The organism is Alloalcanivorax xenomutans (assembly GCF_900217905.1).
Lineage (GTDB): Bacteria > Pseudomonadota > Gammaproteobacteria > Pseudomonadales > Alcanivoracaceae > Alloalcanivorax > Alloalcanivorax xenomutans.
The window spans coordinates 127,542-144,361 of the sequence record NZ_OBMO01000007.1 but is presented as its reverse complement, the minus strand read 5'-3'; the positions used below and the strand labels follow the sequence as shown (position 1 = coordinate 144,361).

The following is a 16,820-nucleotide window of genomic DNA, read 5'->3' as shown; positions in this document are numbered from 1 at the left end:
GTATTGACAGGGTTTTTATTTACTTGCAGATTAGGAGGCCAATTTGGACCAGTCGGAGATCGCCCCCGTGGGACGCCCGGAGAAAAAAGCACGACTCGGCCAGCCGCCCATGAAGACACAGATCAAACAGGCGGCCCGGGATCTGTTTATCCAGCGCGGCATCGGTGACGTCAGCTACGGCGATATCGCCGAGGTGGTGAATACCACCCGGGCCAACCTGCACTACCACTTCGGCAACAAGGAAGCGCTGATCGAAGCGGTGTTCCAGGAGACCTTCGACAGCGTCGAGAACACCTTCCAGGAGATCTGGGCCAAGCCCGGCCTGACCCTGGATCAGCGCATAGAACTGACGGCGAAGGACAGCGCGGAGCGCTTTTACCAGTTCAACGATCACGAAAAAGGCCGCCGGCCCTGGAGTCTTTCCGCCCAGGCCCGTTTCACCAGCCAGCATATTTCGCCCAAGGTGCAGACCGGCATTTCCAATATGTCCCGCCGCTTCGAGGACTACGTGACCCATGCGGTGAAGCTGGCCATCGGCAACGGCGAGCTGCGCCACGATGCGCCGGTCCGCACCATCGTTCTGATGATTTCGCCGATATGGAATTTCGGCTCGCTGCTGACCCAACACAGCGGCCTGAAAAAACTGATGGACCACTATGCCGCGGTGCGCACCACCATCAACGCGGCCTATGGCACACCTGACGACGCGTAACCCCACGCGCGACAGGGCCCAGCACACATTCAGATAACAACAGGCCCGCGACAACACACCACGCGGGCCAGTGCCGGAGGCAAACATGGCGCAAACATCGGAAGCGCGCACCGACAGTCCGCTGTTGGAAGTGCGTGATCTGAGTATTTCCTTCGCCCGACCCGGTGGCGAAACGTCGATCACTCGCAACGTGTCGTTCGATGTGAACGCCGGCGAACGGGTCGGCGTGGTCGGCGAAAGCGGGTGCGGCAAGACTGTCACGGGCCTTGCCCTGCTCGGCCTGCTGCCGCGACGTACCGCCCGGGTTCGCGGGCGGATTCTGTTTCAGGGCCGGGATTTGCTGACCATGCCGGCGCGGGAGTTCCGACGCCTGCGCGGCCGTGACATCAGTATGATCTTCCAGGAACCGATGAGCGCCCTGGATCCGGTGTTCACGGTCGGCGAGCAACTCACCGAGACCCTGCGCAGCCACGAAAAAGTCAGCCGCGCGGAGGCCCGCGAGCGGGCCATCGCCGCTCTGGAGGAGGTGGGCATTCCTTCTCCCCACACTCGCATCGACGAGTATCCCTATCAGTTTTCCGGCGGCATGCGGCAACGGGTGATGATCGCCATGGCGCTGATCTGCCGGCCGAAGCTGGTCATCGCCGACGAACCCACCACCGCACTGGACGTCACCGTGCAGGCGCAGATCATCGATCTGCTGCGCTCGCTCAGCGACAGCCACGGCACCGCCCTGCTGTTCATCACCCACGATCTTGGCGTGGTGGCGGAAACCTGTTCCCGGCTGCTGACCATGTACGCCGGCGAGGTGGTGGAGAATGCGCCGGTGGACGATGTCCTGCTGCGCCCGGGCCATCCTTATTCTTCTGGCCTGTTGCGCTCCCTGCCCGGACTGAGCGAGCGTGGCAGCCGCCTGCCTTCGATTCCCGGCCGGGTCCCGGCGCCGGATCAGATGCCGGCGGGCTGTCGCTTCCAACAGCGCTGCCCCCATGCCGCGCCTTTATGTGAACAGCATCCGGAGCTGGAGCCGTTCCAGGGCCCCCGCGAAGTACGCTGCTGGCGCAAGGACGAACTGACGCTGACGGGAGCGGTATGAATATGAACGCTTTGGCTTCCAACCCCATCGACAATCGTGACGACGCCGTCTCGGTGGACGACCTGGTGATTCATTTCCACACTCGCGCCGGTACCGTGAAGGCGGTGGACGGTGTCAGCTTCGATATCCGCCCCGGGGAAACCTTCGGCATCATCGGCGAATCCGGTTCCGGCAAAACCACCCTGGGCCGGGCCCTGGCCGGTTTGCTCAAAGCCACTGACGGCCACATCCGCTATCAGGGCCGGGAACCGGCGGCACTATCCAAGGCCGAGCAGCGCCAGATCCGCCGGGATTATCAGATTATCTTTCAGGACCCGCATGCCGCGCTGAACCCGCGCATGACCATTCTGCAATCGGTGATGGAACCGATGGAGATCCTGCGCGACGGCGACGCCCGCCAGCGCCAACGGGTCGCCAAGGAAGCGTTGGAACGGGTGGGCCTGCCAGCGGAAATCGGCAGGCGTTATCCGCACGAACTGTCCGGCGGCCAGAAGCAACGGGTGAACATCGCCCGCACTCTGACCCTGAAGCCCCGCTTCATTGTTTGCGACGAAGTGGTGGCGGCACTGGACGTGTCCATTCGCGGCTCGGTGCTGAACCTGTTCGCCGATCTGCAGAAAGAACTGGGCATCACCTATGCCTTCATTACCCACGATATCTCGGTGGTGTCCCACGTCAGCGATCGCGTTGGCGTGTTGTATCTGGGCCGCTTGATGGAAGTGGGCCCGGCGGCGGCGGTCACCGAAAAACCCATTCACCCCTACACCCAGGCACTGTTGTCGGCGGAGCCTCTGCCACTGCCCAGCGACCAGCGCGACCAACGCCGCGCCATCCGCCTGCAAGGGGAAATTCCCAGTCCGTTGGCGCCGCCTTCCGGGTGCCGCTTCCGCACCCGTTGTCCGGCGGCGCAGTCCCGCTGCGCCGAGCAGGAGCCGGCCTGGCGGGAAGTCGCACCCGAACATTGGGTGGCCTGTCATTTCGCCGACAGTGAAGGCGGTCCGCTGGACCGGGAACAATCGATCTCGTTTGGACGGGAAAGCGCCACCGAAACGGTTTAGCGCGCCCGAATTTGAGCACAACAACAACAGGTAGGGCATCATGAACCATCACGACAACAACGACGACGATCTGATCATCAACGGCGTGCCCATGGGACGCCGGGCTTTTCTCGGTATGCTGTCCGGCGCGGTGGCGGCCGGCACCCTGATGTCGCCCTCATGGAGTTGGGCGCAGGCCGGTGGTGGCGCCACCTTGATGGTAAGCGCACCGGCCAACCCTTCCAGCCTGGACCCCACCACCGGCGGCTCCGGCTCCGATCACGCGTTGCTGTTCCCGCTGTACGACACCTTGATCAATTGGAATCCCTCATCGCTCACGCCGATCCCCGGCCTGGCACAGAAGTGGTCCTTCCCCGATCCCAAAACACTGGTGCTGGAGCTGCGTCCCGGCATGACCTTCCACGACGGCACGCCGGTCAACGCGGAAGCGGTGAAGATCAATCTGGACCGTAGCCGCACCGCCGATTTTTCCAATATCCGCGAGGAGCTCGGTTCGGTGGATCATATCGAGGTCAGCGGTGAGCACGTGGTGACCCTGCATCTGAAGAACCCGGACAGCGCCCTGCCGCTGATTCTTTCCGACCGCGCCGGCATGATGGTCAGCCCCAAGGCCCTGGCGGATAACAATAACCGCGTGGATCGCAACCCGGTGGGTGCCGGTTTCATGCGCTTTGAGAAATGGAACGACGGCAGCGAAGTGGCGATGACCCGCTACGCCGATTACAAGGGCCCCAATAAACCCGAAGTGGCGGCCATCAGCTTCAAGATCATCACCGACAGTGCCACCCGTCTGCGTTCGGTGATGTCCGGCCAGGCCCACGTGGCCTACCATCTGGACGGGCGCCAGAAACAGATGATCGAAAAACTGCCCACCGTACAGGGCTTCGCCGATCCTACTATTTACTGTTACCAGTTCTACCTGAATATGTCGCGCAAGCCGCTGGATGATGTGCGGGTGCGGCAGGCGATCAACTACGCGGTGGATCGCGAAACCTTCATCCGCGCCGCCATGGCCGGCGCCGGTGAGCCCGCGCACATGAACCTGCCGAAAACGCACTGGGCCTACGATCCGGAAACCGCCAAGCTCTACCCCCACGATCCGGACAAGGCCAGGGCTCTTCTCAAGGAAGCCGGCCATGCCGACGGGATCGAGCTGGACCTGCGCGGTTACAACGATCAGTCCTCGGTGCAAATGCAGGAAGTGCTGATGGAGCAATTCTCCAAGGTGGGCATCCGTGGCCGCTTCCGCACCGGTACCATCGCCGACATGTCCGCCGCTTACTTTGGTCAGGAAAAAGCCGGCCATATGCTGCTGTCCGCCTGGACCGGCCGCCCCGATCCCAGCCAGGCCTATGGCCTGCTCTACAGCAGCAACGCTTATTTCAACGCCGGGCGGGTCAAGGCGCCGGACGGGTTCGATCAGGCTCTGCTGGATTCCCGCAGCAGTGATGATCAGCAGAAACGCCAGGAGGCCCTGGCGCGGCTGCAACGCATCGTCATGGAGAACGCCCTGGTGGTACCGCTGGCTTTCCGCCAGAGCATCGTCGCCACCACCGCTCAGGTGCAGGGTTTCAAGAACAACCTGCTGGGCAAACCCAAATTCGACAACGTTTCCCTGAAAGCCTGACGTCCGTGGCGCGCGCCTTGAGGCGCGCGCCCGGGCGGGAGTTCCCCCCATGGTCACTCGTGTAAAACAACGAATGGTGGTTGCGCGCCTGCTGCAGGCGATCCCCATTCTGGTGCTGGCCACCTTTATTGTGTTCTGCCTGATGCAGTTGATCCCCGGTGACGTGGCCGTCACTCTGGCCGGAGAAAATGCCTCGGTGGAACGGATCGCCCAGATTCGCCAGGCTTATGGTCTGGATCAGCCGTTCTTCGTGCAATACGGCCAATGGCTGTGGCAAGCCGCCGGTGGCGATCTTGGCACGGCGCTGCTGTCCGGTGAGCCGGTGGCGCAAACCGTTGCCCGGACCTTCCCCAACACTCTGTTGGTGGCCGTATACGCCACCCTGTTGTCGATCGTGATCGGCGTACCACTGGGCATACTCGCCGCCACTCGTTCCGGTTCCAAATTGGACGGCGGCATCATGGGCGCCGCCTCCCTCGGCGTGGCTCTGCCCAATTTCTGGTTCGGCATGATCCTGGTGCTGTACTTCGCGCTGACCTTCAAGTGGTTCCCCGCTACCGGCTTTGTTTCTCCATTCGAGGATTTCGGCCAGGCGGTGTGGTACGCCACGCTGCCCGCCCTGGCCCTGTGCACTAACGGTATCGCCGAGGTGGCGCGACAGCTACGCAGCTCCCTGGTGGAAATCCAGTCCTCCCAACATGTACGCACCCTGCACGCCAAGGGTCTGAGCCCGGCGCGCATCCTCTGGCTGCACGGCTTGAAAAACGTCAGTGTCAACCTGCTCACCGTGGTCGGGCTGCTGTTCAACAAAATCCTCGCCGCCACCGTGGTGGTGGAAGCGGTGTTCGCCATTCCCGGCATCGGCAGCAGCATCGTCAACGCGGTATTGCAGGGTGATTTCCCGGTGGTACAGGGCGCGGTACTGGCCATGGTGGTCACGGTCATCGTGGTCAACCTGGTGACCGACCTGCTGTGCACTCTTCTTGACCCGAGGATCAACGCATCATGACCAACCTGACGCTGTCCGAAGCGGAACCCTTGCCGCACTGGGAAGAGCCGGCGTTACCGGTCCGCCTTCTACGCTGGCTGCGCCGCGACCCGCGCGCGGCCGTCAGCCTGGCGATTCTGGTAATCATCCTCGGCACCGCCCTACTGGCGCCCTGGATCGCCCCGCACTCCCCCACCGACCAGAACATCGACCTGATGCTGGCCGGTCCCAGCGCGGATCACTGGCTCGGCACCGACGATCTCGGCCGGGACGTGTTCAGCCGCCTGATCCATGGCGGCGCCAACTCGCTCTACGCCGCACTGCTGGCGGTGACCGTGGCGCTGGCGATCGGCTTGCCGCTGGGCCTGATCGCCGGTTTCGCCGGGGGCTGGGTGGATCAGGTGATCAGCCGTCTGATCGATACCTTTCTGTCGTTTCCGGCGATCATCCTGGCGGTGGCGGTCACCGGCGCCATGGGCATCGGCCTGACCAACGCCATGTTTTCCGTGGGGCTGGTGTTCGCCCCGCAAATCGCTCGCCTGATTCGTGCCCGTACTCTGGTGGTGCGCCAGGAACTGTATGTGGACGCCGCCCGCTGTTTCGGCGCCTCGCCGGCGCGGCTGCTGATCAAACACGTACTGCCGAACGCGGTACAGCCGGTGATCGTGCAGAGCACCCTGCTGCTGGCGGTGGCGCTGCTGGCGGAAGCGAGTCTGAGTTTTCTCGGACTTGGCGTGCAGCCGCCGGAAGTCAGCTGGGGCTCGATGATTGCCCGTGGCTACCTGTACATGTCCATCGTGCCGGAGCAAATGTACGCACCCGGACTGCTGATCATGATCACAGCGGTAGCCTTCAACGCCCTCGGCGAGTCCCTGCGATCGGCCCTCGACCCAACCACCCAGGGCCACGGATAACCCCTTTTTTTGGCCGCCGTCCATGGCGGTCACCCATAGGGCCGTCGCTGAAGCGACGTTGAAAATGGCTCCCGGCCATTTTTTAGCGCCCCGCCGTCAGAGGCAGGTCGGGGCGCTCTTTGTATTGATCGAGGCCGATAAGGCCAATAAGGAGAGCAACCAGATGTCCAGCCAGACCCAAGCCGAGCTCAATCCGGTGGCGGTTCCCGGTTCCGCCTGGGCCGGGGAAACCGTGGAATACCTGCGCGGTGAAAAACCCCTGCATGAATACCTGCAACAACACGCCGAGGAGGTGCCCGATCGCCGCGCCTACATCTATTACGGCACCGAACTGACCTGGGGAGAGGTGGGCGACAAGGTACGGCGCCTTGCCGCCTACCTGAGCCAGCAAGGCGTCGGCAAAGGTGACCGGGTAGCGCTGTACATGCAAAACTGCCCGCAATACATCATTGCGCACTACGCGGTACAAAGCCTGGGCGGCATCGTGACACCGGTGAACCCGCAGTACAAAGCGGCGGAAATCGCCTACCAGTTGAGCAATGCCGAGGTTTGCGCGCTGATCGCCGCGCGCAATCTGTACCCGAACGTGGCGCAGGCGCGGGACCAGGTCCCGACCCTGAACACCATTCTGACCGTCGCCTATGGTGATTACCTGCCAGCGGAGCCCACCCTGGAAATTCCCGGCGAACTGCTGGACGAACCGGACCAGGCACCGGCGGATACCGTGGATCTGAGCCAGGTACTGCGTGACACCGCGCCGCTGGCCGAACTGCCGGCCGCTGATCTGTGGAACGGCATCGGCCTGATGACCTTCACCTCCGGCACTACCGGCCGCCCCAAGGGCGCCATGCTCAGCTACGGCAGCAGCCTTTTCAAAATGGCGGCGTCGTTCCAGGCCAACCGCCTGAAGGCGGATGGCATTGGCCTGGCCATCGCGCCTCTATGCCATATCGCCGGCATGAACATGGGTGTGTACATGCCGGTGTACGCGCGCCGCACCACCGTGATCCTGGCACGCTTCGATCCGGAAACCACCGCCAGGGCGTTGCACCAATACCGTTGCGACATGTGGTACTCCATCGCGCCGATGAATCGGGCGCTGCTGGACATGCCCAACATCCGCGACTACGACCTGAGCAGCCTGATCAATAACCCGGCCACCAGCTTCGGCATGCCGGTGACGGAAAAGCTGGCCGAGGAATGGAAAGCGCTGACCGGCTGCCAGATGCACGAAGCCTCCTATGGCCTGAGCGAAACCCATACTTCCGATACCTTCATGCCCAAGGATCGCATCAAGTGGGGCAGTTGCGGTGTACCGGTGGCGGGCAACGAGATCCGCATTCTCGATATGGAAAGCAAAACGCCACTGGGCCCCAACCAGAGCGGCGAAATCGTGGTGCGCAACCCTGCGGTATTCAAAGGCTACTGGAAGCGGGACGAAGCCACCGCGGAAACCCTGCGTGACGGCTGGGTGCACACCGGCGATGTCGGCTATCTGGACGAGGACGGTTACCTGTTCTTCACCGGCCGGGTGAAGGAAATGATCAAATGCTCGGGCTACAGCGTGTTCCCCGAGGACGTGGAAGCGCTGATGCAGGACCATCCCGCGGTCGCCCAGAGCGCCGCCATCGGCATCCCCGATGACAAACGCGGCGAGACGGTCAAACTGTTCGTGGTGCTCAAACCCGAGCATAAAGGCAAGGTCAGCGAGCAGGACCTGATCGACTGGGCCAGGGAGCACATGGCGGCGTACAAGTACCCGCGCCACATTGCCTTTATTGACAGCCTGCCGGCCACCCCCGCCGGCAAGGTACTGCGCCGTCTACTGAAGGATTAAGAGCCTGTTCACGGTGACCGCCGTCATACGGCGGTCACCGTTTCGTCACGCCATTGTCATCGCCGTTCTGTACACCCCAAGGGCGACCAAAATGACAACTGGAGACGATTCATGGCGACTTGGCGACTTCTGGCCACCACAACGGTACTGGCCGCCGCCCTCAGTGCCTGTGGGGGAGACAGTGACAACAACGACAACCCGGGACCGGTGGATCCGCCGGTAATCACCCCGGAAAGCATCAGCCTGCAACTGCTGGGCCGCTACAGCAGCCAGGAATTCGGCGTCAGCGCGGCGGAAATCACCGCCTATCATGCCGGCACCAAGCGGGCCTTCGTGGTCAACGCCCAGAAAGGCGCGGTGGACGTGCTGGATCTGAGCGATCCGGCCAACCCGGTTCACGCCGACACCCTGACCACCGAAAGCATTGGTGAGGGCACCGTGGTCAACAGCGTCGCCGTGCACGGCGATCTGGTGGCTCTGGCGGTGGAGGCACCCACCAAGACCGATCAGGGCCATCTGGCGCTGTATGACGCCAGCACCCTCCAACTGATCTCCACCACATCGGTTGGCGCTCAACCGGACATGGTGACCTTCACCCCGAACGGCCAATACGTCCTGCTCGCCAACGAAGGCGAACCCAGCGATGACTACAGCGTGGATCCGGAAGGCTCCATCAGTGTCGTGGACATCACCGACCCGGCCAGCCCGCAGGAAAACACCGCGGATTTCACCGGCTTTGATGACCGCAAGGACGAGCTATTGGCCGCCGGCGTGCGCATCTACGGCCCCGGCGCCTCCGTGGCCATGGACCTGGAACCGGAATACATCGCGGTTTCCACCGACAGCGGCAAGGCCTGGGTCACCCTGCAGGAAAACAACGCTCTGGCGATTGTCGACATCGCCGGCGCCAAGGTCACCAACATTGTAGCGCTGGGCGCCAAGGACCATGGTGAAGACGGCAACGGGCTCGACGTCTCCGATGACGACGGCGCCATCAACATCACCACCTGGCCCGGTGTCAAAGGTCTGTACCTGCCGGATGCCATCGCCGCCTACCCATCCGGTGGCGCCACCTATCTGGTCACCGCCAACGAAGGTGACGCCCGCGCCTGGGGCGAAGACAACGCCGCCTACTTCGGCACCGAGGACGCCGCGCCCTGCGACGGCGACGTCACCCAGGGCTTCGTCGAGGAATGGCGCGTCAAACATCTGGTGCACGCCAACGGCTTCGATCGCCGCTGCGGCGACGACCTGCCGGCCCACCTGCGCGCCCTGGCCGCTGGAGCACTGCTCAATCCGGAAACCTTCAGCTACTGCGGCGCCACCGCCGGCGACCCGGGCACCTGCCGTGACGATGAAAAACTCGGCCGTCTCAACATCACCTGGACCGAAGGCTATCGCACCGACGAGGCTGGCAACCCGGTGATGTTCAACGACCAGGGTCTGGAAGACGCCAACGGCGACCGCCTCATGTACGACAACCTGTACGCCTTTGGCGGCCGCTCGTTCTCCATCTGGGACGAACAAGGCGCTCTGGTATGGGATTCCGGCGACGCCATCGAACAGTTTCTGGCCGGCGATGAGTGCATGCTGGGCAGCAATCGCGATATTCCATGCAAGGACTTCTTCAACAGCAATCACGACGAAGGCAGCGCCCTGGAAAGCCGCAGCGACAACAAAGGGCCGGAGCCGGAAGGCCTGACCATCGGCCAGATCGGCGACAAGCACTTCCTGTTCCTGGGCCTGGAGCGCATGGGCGGCATTCTGGTGTATGACATCACCGACCCCGCCGCGCCGATCTTCCAGGACTATCTGAACACCCGTGAAGACTGGACAACGGAAGACCCGTCCACCGTGGAAGCCGGAGACCTGGGCCCGGAAGGCCTGGTATTCATCCCCGCGGACCAGTCTCCCAATGAAGAGGCGCTGCTGATCGTGGGCAACGAAGTGAGCGGCACCACCGCCATCTACCGGGTAGAGTCCGAGCTGGCGGACTAATACCCGATCCTGCTCGGGGCGGCGGCCGGTTCCCACCGGCACCGCCCCTATTCCTATCCGCGCATTTCATTAATATCGTATTATTTACTTTCCCGCGTGCGCTCCCGACTCATCTTTTAGCCCCAACCGGGTTGCATAATACCCCCAAGAAAGTCAATCATTCTGACCAATGACCCTCAGCCAATCGAGACAGTGAGTCGATGATGACAGAGAGCCTTTCCTCCGAAGACCTGGACGCCACCCTGGAGACCCTCCATTTCGCCTTTCGCGGCCTGGTCGCGGAACCCGACGCCATCCTCAAGACCTATGGCCTGTCCCGTATCCATCACCGTCTGCTGTTCTTCATCAACCGCTACAACGACCTCAGCGTCAATGAGCTGGTGGAAGCCATGCGCCTCACCAAGCAGGCCATTCACAAACCTCTGAAGACCCTGGCCGAGCAGGGTTACGTGGACGTGCGCCGGGACGACAACGACAAACGCATCAAGCGCCTGTCCCTCACCGAGCAAGGCAAGGCCCTGCAGGCCCATCTCACCGGTATCCAGCACCAGTTGTTAAGAGAGTCCTTCGCCGAGACCGGCGATGATCACGAAGGCTGGCGCCGTGTCATGGAGGCCATGGCGCGGCGGCTGGGCGGCTGAGCCCAAAAAAAGGGCGCCATCCGGCGCCCTGAAAATGAGGGTAGTTACTTTTATGGTTATCTCTGGTTATACAACCACTCGTCCCGTCCCAAGGCGCGGTTGTTAATACGGATCTCGGCGATATCGCCGGCGAACAGATTGCTGGGGTTGCCCTGCCAGCTGTTCACGCCGATGGACCAGGGCTGGCCCGGCTCCACCAGCAGACCCTGTTGCTCATCGACACCGGTGCGCATGACCAGGGAGCCGTCCACGTACATCTGCACCCGCTCACCGTCGTTGACCAGCGCGATGTGGTACCAGTACTCGTTGCTCACTTCCCAGGACCAGTTGTCCTGGCCCTTGCCGTTCTGAGAGGTGCTCACCCACTGGAACTCTTTCAGGGAAGAGACGTTCAGGCCCAGGGATGCGTCGCTGCCTGAGCAAGAAACCGAGTGATAGTTACACACCTGGGAAATGCCGGGCTGGTGATTGAGGATACCGGACCACTGATTGTTCTCGGGAGTCCAGCCTCCGGGCAGACGGACGACGGCCTCGATGGTGTACTGTGGCAGGAAGCCCGGCTGGCCGGCGGCGCTCTGTTCGAAGGTCAGGCTCGGGCCGTCGGTGGTCAGGTAATAGCCGCCGATTTCGTTGCGCCCCATGAAGCGGGCGCTGCCGGTGGCGTAGCCGAACGCGGGCGCCTCCGCGGTGACCTGAAAGAAGTCGGAGAGTGCACCTTGCGGATCGTTACCTTCGGCATCTTTATAGGGCACCAACGTCATGGTGTTGCCGTTGCCGGAGGCGTCCATGAACTTGACGCTGTTGTCGGTGGCGGTGAGTTGGTGCGCCGAATCCAGAATCCAGTAGGCCTGGGTGCCCTCGATGCTGCCCGGCGCCACGATCCCCTCGCCCTGGTTCAGGTCGGCGAAGCGCTGCTCGAAGTCCATCGGCACGCTGAATTCCCAGCGCGACAATTCGTCCTGGGGCTGACGGCTGGCTTCGTCGATGGCCGCCACCCAGGGTGAGTAGGACATGAAATCCAGTTCGTCGTTGGTGAGGTCGAACGTCACCAGCTGCATCATGCCATTACCGCCCCAGAAACCGGATTGGTAATCCACCACCACCATGACCACATCACGGCCGTAGTCGTTCTTGCCCACCATCATCGCTTCGCCGTGGTGGTGGCCGTTGAAAGTCAGGAAAATCTGATCGTGGCTGCGAATCAGTTGATCCCACAAACGGGCGCCATGCTCGGTGAAAATAGCGGTCTCGCCATCACCGGCGATGTTGAGCAACTGGTGCGTAGTCAAAATGGTGGGAACGTCCGGGTGCGCATCCAGCACACCACGGGCCCATTCCAGCGACTGATCGGACACTCGCCAGTCCAGGGCCAGCACCAGATACTCACGCCCTTCGGCTTCGAAGATGTGGTAGCTGTTGAAACCCGTATCGTCCGCCCCCTGGAAGGTGGAGAAGTTGCCGGCCTGGCGGGCCGCGGAGAAGTAACGCGGAAAAGGCTCGGCGGCCAGATCCCGGTCCGCGTCCCACTGCCCGCTGTTCAGCACATCGTGGTTGCCAGCGAGGATGCTGTAGGGTGTTTCCGGATTGACGTCGAGAATCTGCATGGCTTCCATCGCCGCCGCCCATTCGGAATCCTCGCGGGGAAGGTCCACCACGTCCCCCAGATGCAGAGTAAAGGGAATGTTGTATTCCTGGTAATTGTCCGCGATCCATTGCGTCTGGGCGATGTAACGTTCCGGAGAATAACGGGAATACTTCTGGGTGTCCGGGATCACCGCCACGGTGAAGCTCTGGCCGGTTTCCCCACCGTCATCACCGCCGTCATCCCCACCACCGTCTCCGTCGCCGCCATTATCGCCGTTTCCGGTATCCGGTGGCGTGGGCTCGCCTCCGGAATGGCTGCTGCTGTCGCCACCACAGGCGCTCAGAAACAAAGACAAAAGAATAACGAGCCAGGTGGCACGCCACCCGCCGGGTCTCAACGCATTCATTAGCAAGCTCCGCAATCACGATAAGGACTGGGCGCGTACTTTAGAAAACGGAGGTGACCAGGCGGTGACGATGAAATGTCATTTCAATAACAGAAGTGCCAATACCGACAGGTATGTCCATCGGTATTGGCGATCAGGCGGGCGATGATCAGGCGGTGGCTTCCTGCTTATCGAAGGTCTTCTTGTACAGGGAGCGTTTCGGTTTTTCCATTACCCGTCGCAGCATCGGCTCGAAGAACGACAAAGGCAGGGTTTCCGCTTCCGGGTCGAAGGCGGCGCCGTCGTATTTCGCGCAAAACTCCACGGTACGTTCGAAACACGGATGGTCCCGGAACTGGTCACGCAGATTGCGATCCAGCCCCAGATGGTGGAAGAAATAGTAGCCCTGGAAAATGGCATGGTGTTTCACCATCCAGTGATTCTCCTCGCTGACGAACGGTTCCAGCAGGGAGGCGGCGATGTCGGCGTGGTTGTACGGGCCCAGAGTGTCGCCAATGTCATGCAGCAGCGCGCACACTACATATTCCTCGTCCTTGCCGTCCTGATGGGCCAGGGTGGCGGTCTGCAAACAGTGGGTGAGACGGTCCACCGGGAAGCCGCCGCAATCGCCTTCCAGCAAACGCAGGTGTTCGATCACCCGGTCCGGCAGTTCCCGGGCGAAACCGCCGAAGGCATCGGAAATGATCTGCCAGTCCTCGGCCTTGCCGTCTTCCATGTGGGTGAAGCTGGCTCTGAGTTCGTCGTGCTGACCTTGCATGATGTGGTTCTCCCGAACCCCGGCGCGGAGGGTCCCCGATGGCACGGCCCGGAGAACGGGTCGCGGTGGCGGCGGGCTGGCGCGACGGGTCATTATTGAACGTTATTTAGGGCCTGTTCACACTATTTCCATCCCGCCTGCTGGATGGAAATAGTGTGAACAGGCCCTGCTATCGGTCCGCGCCACGGCGGGCGCCAAACAACGGAACCGTGGGTTCAGTCTAGGTCCGGGGGCAGCGGCAAACTGTCAATTTCTTTACACTTGGCCGATGGAAGGACGAAGAGGCGGGAAGAATGGCGAAGAGAGCAATTGGGAAACGACCATGAGTGACCGGGCCCTGGCTATTTTACGCAGCTGTTCCTTGCTCTCGGGATTGCCCGAATCAGCCTTGCGGGAAGCGGCCACGGCGGCCCGCATCCGGCCGTTCCAGACCGGCCAGGTGCTGTACGAGCGGGGAGAGGTGCAATCGACCCTGTCGGTGGTGGGCACCGGTAATGTGCGGATCAGTTCCACCAATCCCGAGGGGCGCGAGGTCATCCTGACCCTGTTCCATGCCGGCGCCTGGTTCGGCGACACCGTGTTCTCGCCGGGCATGCCCAGGGTGTTCGGCGCCACCGCCCACAGCGATGGCGAGCTGCTGGAAATCCCCGGCCAGGATTACCGGGCCCTGCTGAGCCGATACCCGGAGGCCTATCCCCGCACTCTGGACATGCTCAGCCGCCGTCTGTGGTCGGCCATTTCCGTGATCGAGGACAACGCTCTGCGCGACATGCCGGGCCGGCTTGGCCGGCGCCTGTTGTTTCTGGCGGAAACCCTGGACGGGCACGCCCTCACCGAGCCGGTGACCTTCAAGCTTACCCGGGAGCATATCGCCAGCATGCTGGGTATGAGCCGCCAAGGCGTGCATGGTGTGCTCAAGCAGCTGGAGAAGGAAGGGCTGGTCCGGTTCGGCTACGGTACGGTTACCCTGCCCGATCCCCAGGCCCTGCGGTACTACCTGGACCGGCACTAGTGTGACTTTCTGGCTAGACACGGTTAACACTTTAGTATTAACCATGATAGCATTTCGCCACCAAATCATTATTGGCGGAACACGGAATAAAGAACCGCCACGGACATTCAAGGACGGCTTGCTGTGGGGGCACCGCCGTTGTTTTCCGATTTATTGCCTGACCTGACCTTGCCCGTCCTGCCTCCAGGCTGGACCGAAATCACGCCGCCGGACTGGTTGGCGGCGCCACTGGCGGTGGTGGTGGTGATCAGCGCGCTGCTGTGGAGCGGACGCATCCGCCAAACCGTGGTGGTGAATTTCCTGGTGCTGGGGATGATGTTGCCGGCGTTGAATCTGTGCCTGTTCGGCATGGCCTTTCATCTCAGCCATGGCTATATGACCCAACAGCTGATTGAGCTGCTGCCGCCCTGGCTAAGCTGAAAGTCCGCGGCTACTGGCCGGCCTCTGGCGTGGCCGGCTCATCACTCGGAGCCAGAATCCGCCGCAGGAAGGCCAATTGCTCCCGCAGACTGCGCTCGCGGTGTTCGCCCTGATAGATGTCGAAGTGTCCGATGGAATAGCGGCGCACCGTCGCGTCCGGCATCCGGGCGATCGCCCGGTCCGCGTCCCGCGCCGGCGCCACCGTGTCCTCATCGCAGACCAGCACCAACGCCGGGCATTGCACCCGGTCGGCCACGGTCACCGGGCGAAACAGCGGCAGGCTGAACGCGATCCGCGCCGCCACCTGGTTGGGGACGCCGTCCGCCAGCAAAGCGGTGTAACCCTGATAAGCGTCGTCGCTGCTCATCGCCGCCACCTCACCAGGTTGGCCGGCGCTGGCCACATAGTACGGCGCCAACCCCACCGCGCCGCGCACCGCGTCCAGAGCCCCCAGGGCGGTAAGTTTCAGCCCCTGCATAAGCCCCGCGTAGCGGATCACTTCCAGCACCGCGTTGAAGCCGTCCATCATCGGGCACTGGCTGATGATGCCGGCCACCCGTTCACGGGCCGCCACCGCGGTGACCAGACCGCCGGAAAACGACGTTCCCCACAGGACGATGCGATCCGAATCCACCTGCGCAAGGCCCCGCACGGTGTGCAATGCCGCCTGCCAGTCCGCCACCTGACGGGCCGGTGACAACAGTTGCCGGGGCATGCCTTCACTGTCGCCGAAATGGCGGTAATCGAACCAGAACACCGCGTAACCGGCGGCCAGAAAGGCGTCCCGGAACGGCGCCAGCCCGCACTCCCGGGTCAAGCCGAAGCCGTGGGCCATGATCAGGGTGGCGAAGGGCCCGTCCCCTTCCGGCAGGAACAAATCACCACAACAGGACTGACCGGCGCTGACGAATCGGATGGCTTCGCTCTGACTCATGGTTACTCCAGGGCGGGGGCGATAAACCGCCAGCTGTCCACCGCCTGGCCGAGCACCAGAAAGTGGGGATTGAGGATGTCCGGTTTATTGTAGACCAACGGCTGAAAGGCGGTGTTCACCACCACGCCACCGGCGGCGGACACCACCGCATGGGCGGCGGCGGTGTCCCATTCGCTGGTGGGCGCCAGGCGCGGATAGAGGTCCGCCTTGCCTTCCGCCACCAGACACAGCTTAAGCGACGACCCCATGGAGGTGCGCTCCACTTCGCCGACTTCCTCGCGAATGAAGGCCTCCAGTTTCTCCACCGCTTCACCACCATGGCTGCGGCTGGCCACCATTACCACCGGTGTGGTGCGCTCACGGCATTGAATGGCAGCGCGGTCGCCATTCTCCTCCTTGAAGGCGCCAACGCCGCGCCCACCCAGGTACAGCACACCGGTGACCGGCACATAGACCACGCCCAGCACCGGCGTATCACCTTCGATCAGCGCGATGTTCACGGTGAACTCACCATTACGCTTGATGAACTCCTTGGTCCCATCCAGCGGGTCCACCAGCCAGAACCGCGGCCAGTCCTTGCGGGTGGCGTAGTCGATGTCTCCGGATTCCTCGGAATACACCGGAATCTCCGGCGTCAGCGTCTCGAGGCCGGCGACAATGATGTCGTGGGCGGCTTTATCCGCCTCGGTGATCGGCGATTTGTCGTCTTTGGTTTCCACGCCCAAATCATCCCGCTCATACACTGTCAGAATGGCGCTGCCCGCGTCACGAGCGATCTTGGAGAGGGAGTCCAGCAGGGCATTAAAGTCAGTCATTACGGCTTTCCGCTTTTCGT

15 protein-coding genes are annotated in these 16,820 nt (G+C 62.5%); 11 read left to right on the top strand and 4 right to left on the bottom strand.

Going from position 1 to position 16,820, the window contains the following annotated elements; genetic code table 11:
- Positions 1 to 43: 43 nt before the first annotated feature.
- The 9 genes from CRO06_RS07295 (at position 44) to CRO06_RS07255 (ending at position 10,871) form a co-directional block, all read left to right on the top strand.
- Positions 44 to 712 (top strand): TetR/AcrR family transcriptional regulator, encoded by a 669-nt coding sequence (locus tag CRO06_RS07295; protein ID WP_022994341.1) that lies wholly within the window; start codon positions 44 to 46, stop codon positions 710 to 712.
- An 85-nt stretch (positions 713 to 797) separates the two neighbouring features.
- Positions 798 to 1,808 carry an ABC transporter ATP-binding protein gene (locus CRO06_RS07290; RefSeq protein ID WP_026948497.1) on the top strand — a complete coding sequence of 337 codons (1,011 nt, stop codon included), beginning with the start codon at positions 798 to 800 and terminating at the stop codon, positions 1,806 to 1,808.
- Positions 1,809 to 1,810: 2 nt separating this feature from the next.
- Complete coding sequence (locus tag CRO06_RS07285; RefSeq protein WP_055098716.1) at positions 1,811 to 2,866, top strand: ABC transporter ATP-binding protein; 1,056 nt, start codon at positions 1,811 to 1,813, stop codon at positions 2,864 to 2,866.
- Between the two features lie 40 nt (positions 2,867 to 2,906).
- The gene (locus CRO06_RS07280; protein ID WP_081744247.1) at positions 2,907 to 4,493 is read left to right on the top strand and encodes an ABC transporter substrate-binding protein; all 1,587 of its coding nucleotides are present in this window, start codon (positions 2,907 to 2,909) and stop codon (positions 4,491 to 4,493) included.
- Between the two features lie 49 nt (positions 4,494 to 4,542).
- Positions 4,543 to 5,502, top strand: coding sequence for an ABC transporter permease (locus tag CRO06_RS07275; RefSeq protein WP_026948494.1), 960 nt, complete (start codon positions 4,543 to 4,545; stop codon positions 5,500 to 5,502).
- Complete coding sequence (locus tag CRO06_RS07270; protein WP_026948493.1) at positions 5,499 to 6,395, top strand: ABC transporter permease; 897 nt, start codon at positions 5,499 to 5,501, stop codon at positions 6,393 to 6,395. Before CRO06_RS07275 ends, CRO06_RS07270 begins: the two co-directional genes overlap by 4 nt.
- Positions 6,396 to 6,558: 163 nt before the next feature.
- Positions 6,559 to 8,232, top strand: coding sequence for an AMP-binding protein (locus tag CRO06_RS07265; protein ID WP_244902790.1), 1,674 nt, complete (start codon positions 6,559 to 6,561; stop codon positions 8,230 to 8,232).
- Positions 8,233 to 8,343: 111 nt separating this feature from the next.
- On the top strand, positions 8,344 to 10,230 hold the full coding sequence (locus tag CRO06_RS07260) for a choice-of-anchor I family protein (protein ID WP_097058105.1): 1,887 nt from the start codon (positions 8,344 to 8,346) through the stop codon (positions 10,228 to 10,230).
- A 200-nt stretch (positions 10,231 to 10,430) separates the two neighbouring features.
- Positions 10,431 to 10,871, top strand: coding sequence for a MarR family winged helix-turn-helix transcriptional regulator (locus CRO06_RS07255; protein ID WP_080530357.1), 441 nt, complete (start codon positions 10,431 to 10,433; stop codon positions 10,869 to 10,871).
- Between the two features lie 56 nt (positions 10,872 to 10,927).
- Here CRO06_RS07255 and CRO06_RS07250 read toward each other — a convergent pair whose 3' ends face one another.
- Entirely contained in the window at positions 10,928 to 12,862 is a 1,935-nt protein-coding gene (locus tag CRO06_RS07250) for a laminin G domain-containing metallophosphoesterase family protein (protein WP_097058104.1), read from the bottom strand.
- A 148-nt stretch (positions 12,863 to 13,010) separates the two neighbouring features.
- A complete protein-coding gene (locus tag CRO06_RS07245; RefSeq protein ID WP_022994331.1) occupies positions 13,011 to 13,619 on the bottom strand; it encodes an HD domain-containing protein in 609 nt (202 codons plus the stop codon).
- Positions 13,620 to 13,941: 322 nt separating this feature from the next.
- On the opposite strand from CRO06_RS07245, the gene CRO06_RS07240 reads away from it, so the two are divergent.
- Positions 13,942 to 14,631, top strand: coding sequence for a Crp/Fnr family transcriptional regulator (locus tag CRO06_RS07240; RefSeq protein ID WP_022994330.1), 690 nt, complete (start codon positions 13,942 to 13,944; stop codon positions 14,629 to 14,631).
- A gap of 123 nt (positions 14,632 to 14,754) precedes the next feature.
- On the top strand, positions 14,755 to 15,051 hold the full coding sequence (locus tag CRO06_RS07235) for a hypothetical protein (protein WP_097058103.1): 297 nt from the start codon (positions 14,755 to 14,757) through the stop codon (positions 15,049 to 15,051).
- 10 nt (positions 15,052 to 15,061) lie between these two features.
- On the opposite strand, the gene CRO06_RS07230 is transcribed toward CRO06_RS07235, so the two are convergent.
- Together CRO06_RS07230 and cysQ are read right to left on the bottom strand one after the other, a co-directional pair.
- Complete coding sequence (locus CRO06_RS07230; RefSeq protein ID WP_055099324.1) at positions 15,062 to 15,985, bottom strand: alpha/beta hydrolase; 924 nt, start codon at positions 15,983 to 15,985, stop codon at positions 15,062 to 15,064.
- 2 nt (positions 15,986 to 15,987) lie between these two features.
- Positions 15,988 to 16,800, bottom strand: coding sequence for a 3'(2'),5'-bisphosphate nucleotidase CysQ (cysQ, locus tag CRO06_RS07225; RefSeq protein WP_097058102.1), 813 nt, complete (start codon positions 16,798 to 16,800; stop codon positions 15,988 to 15,990).
- Between the last annotated feature and the right edge of the window lie 20 nt (positions 16,801 to 16,820).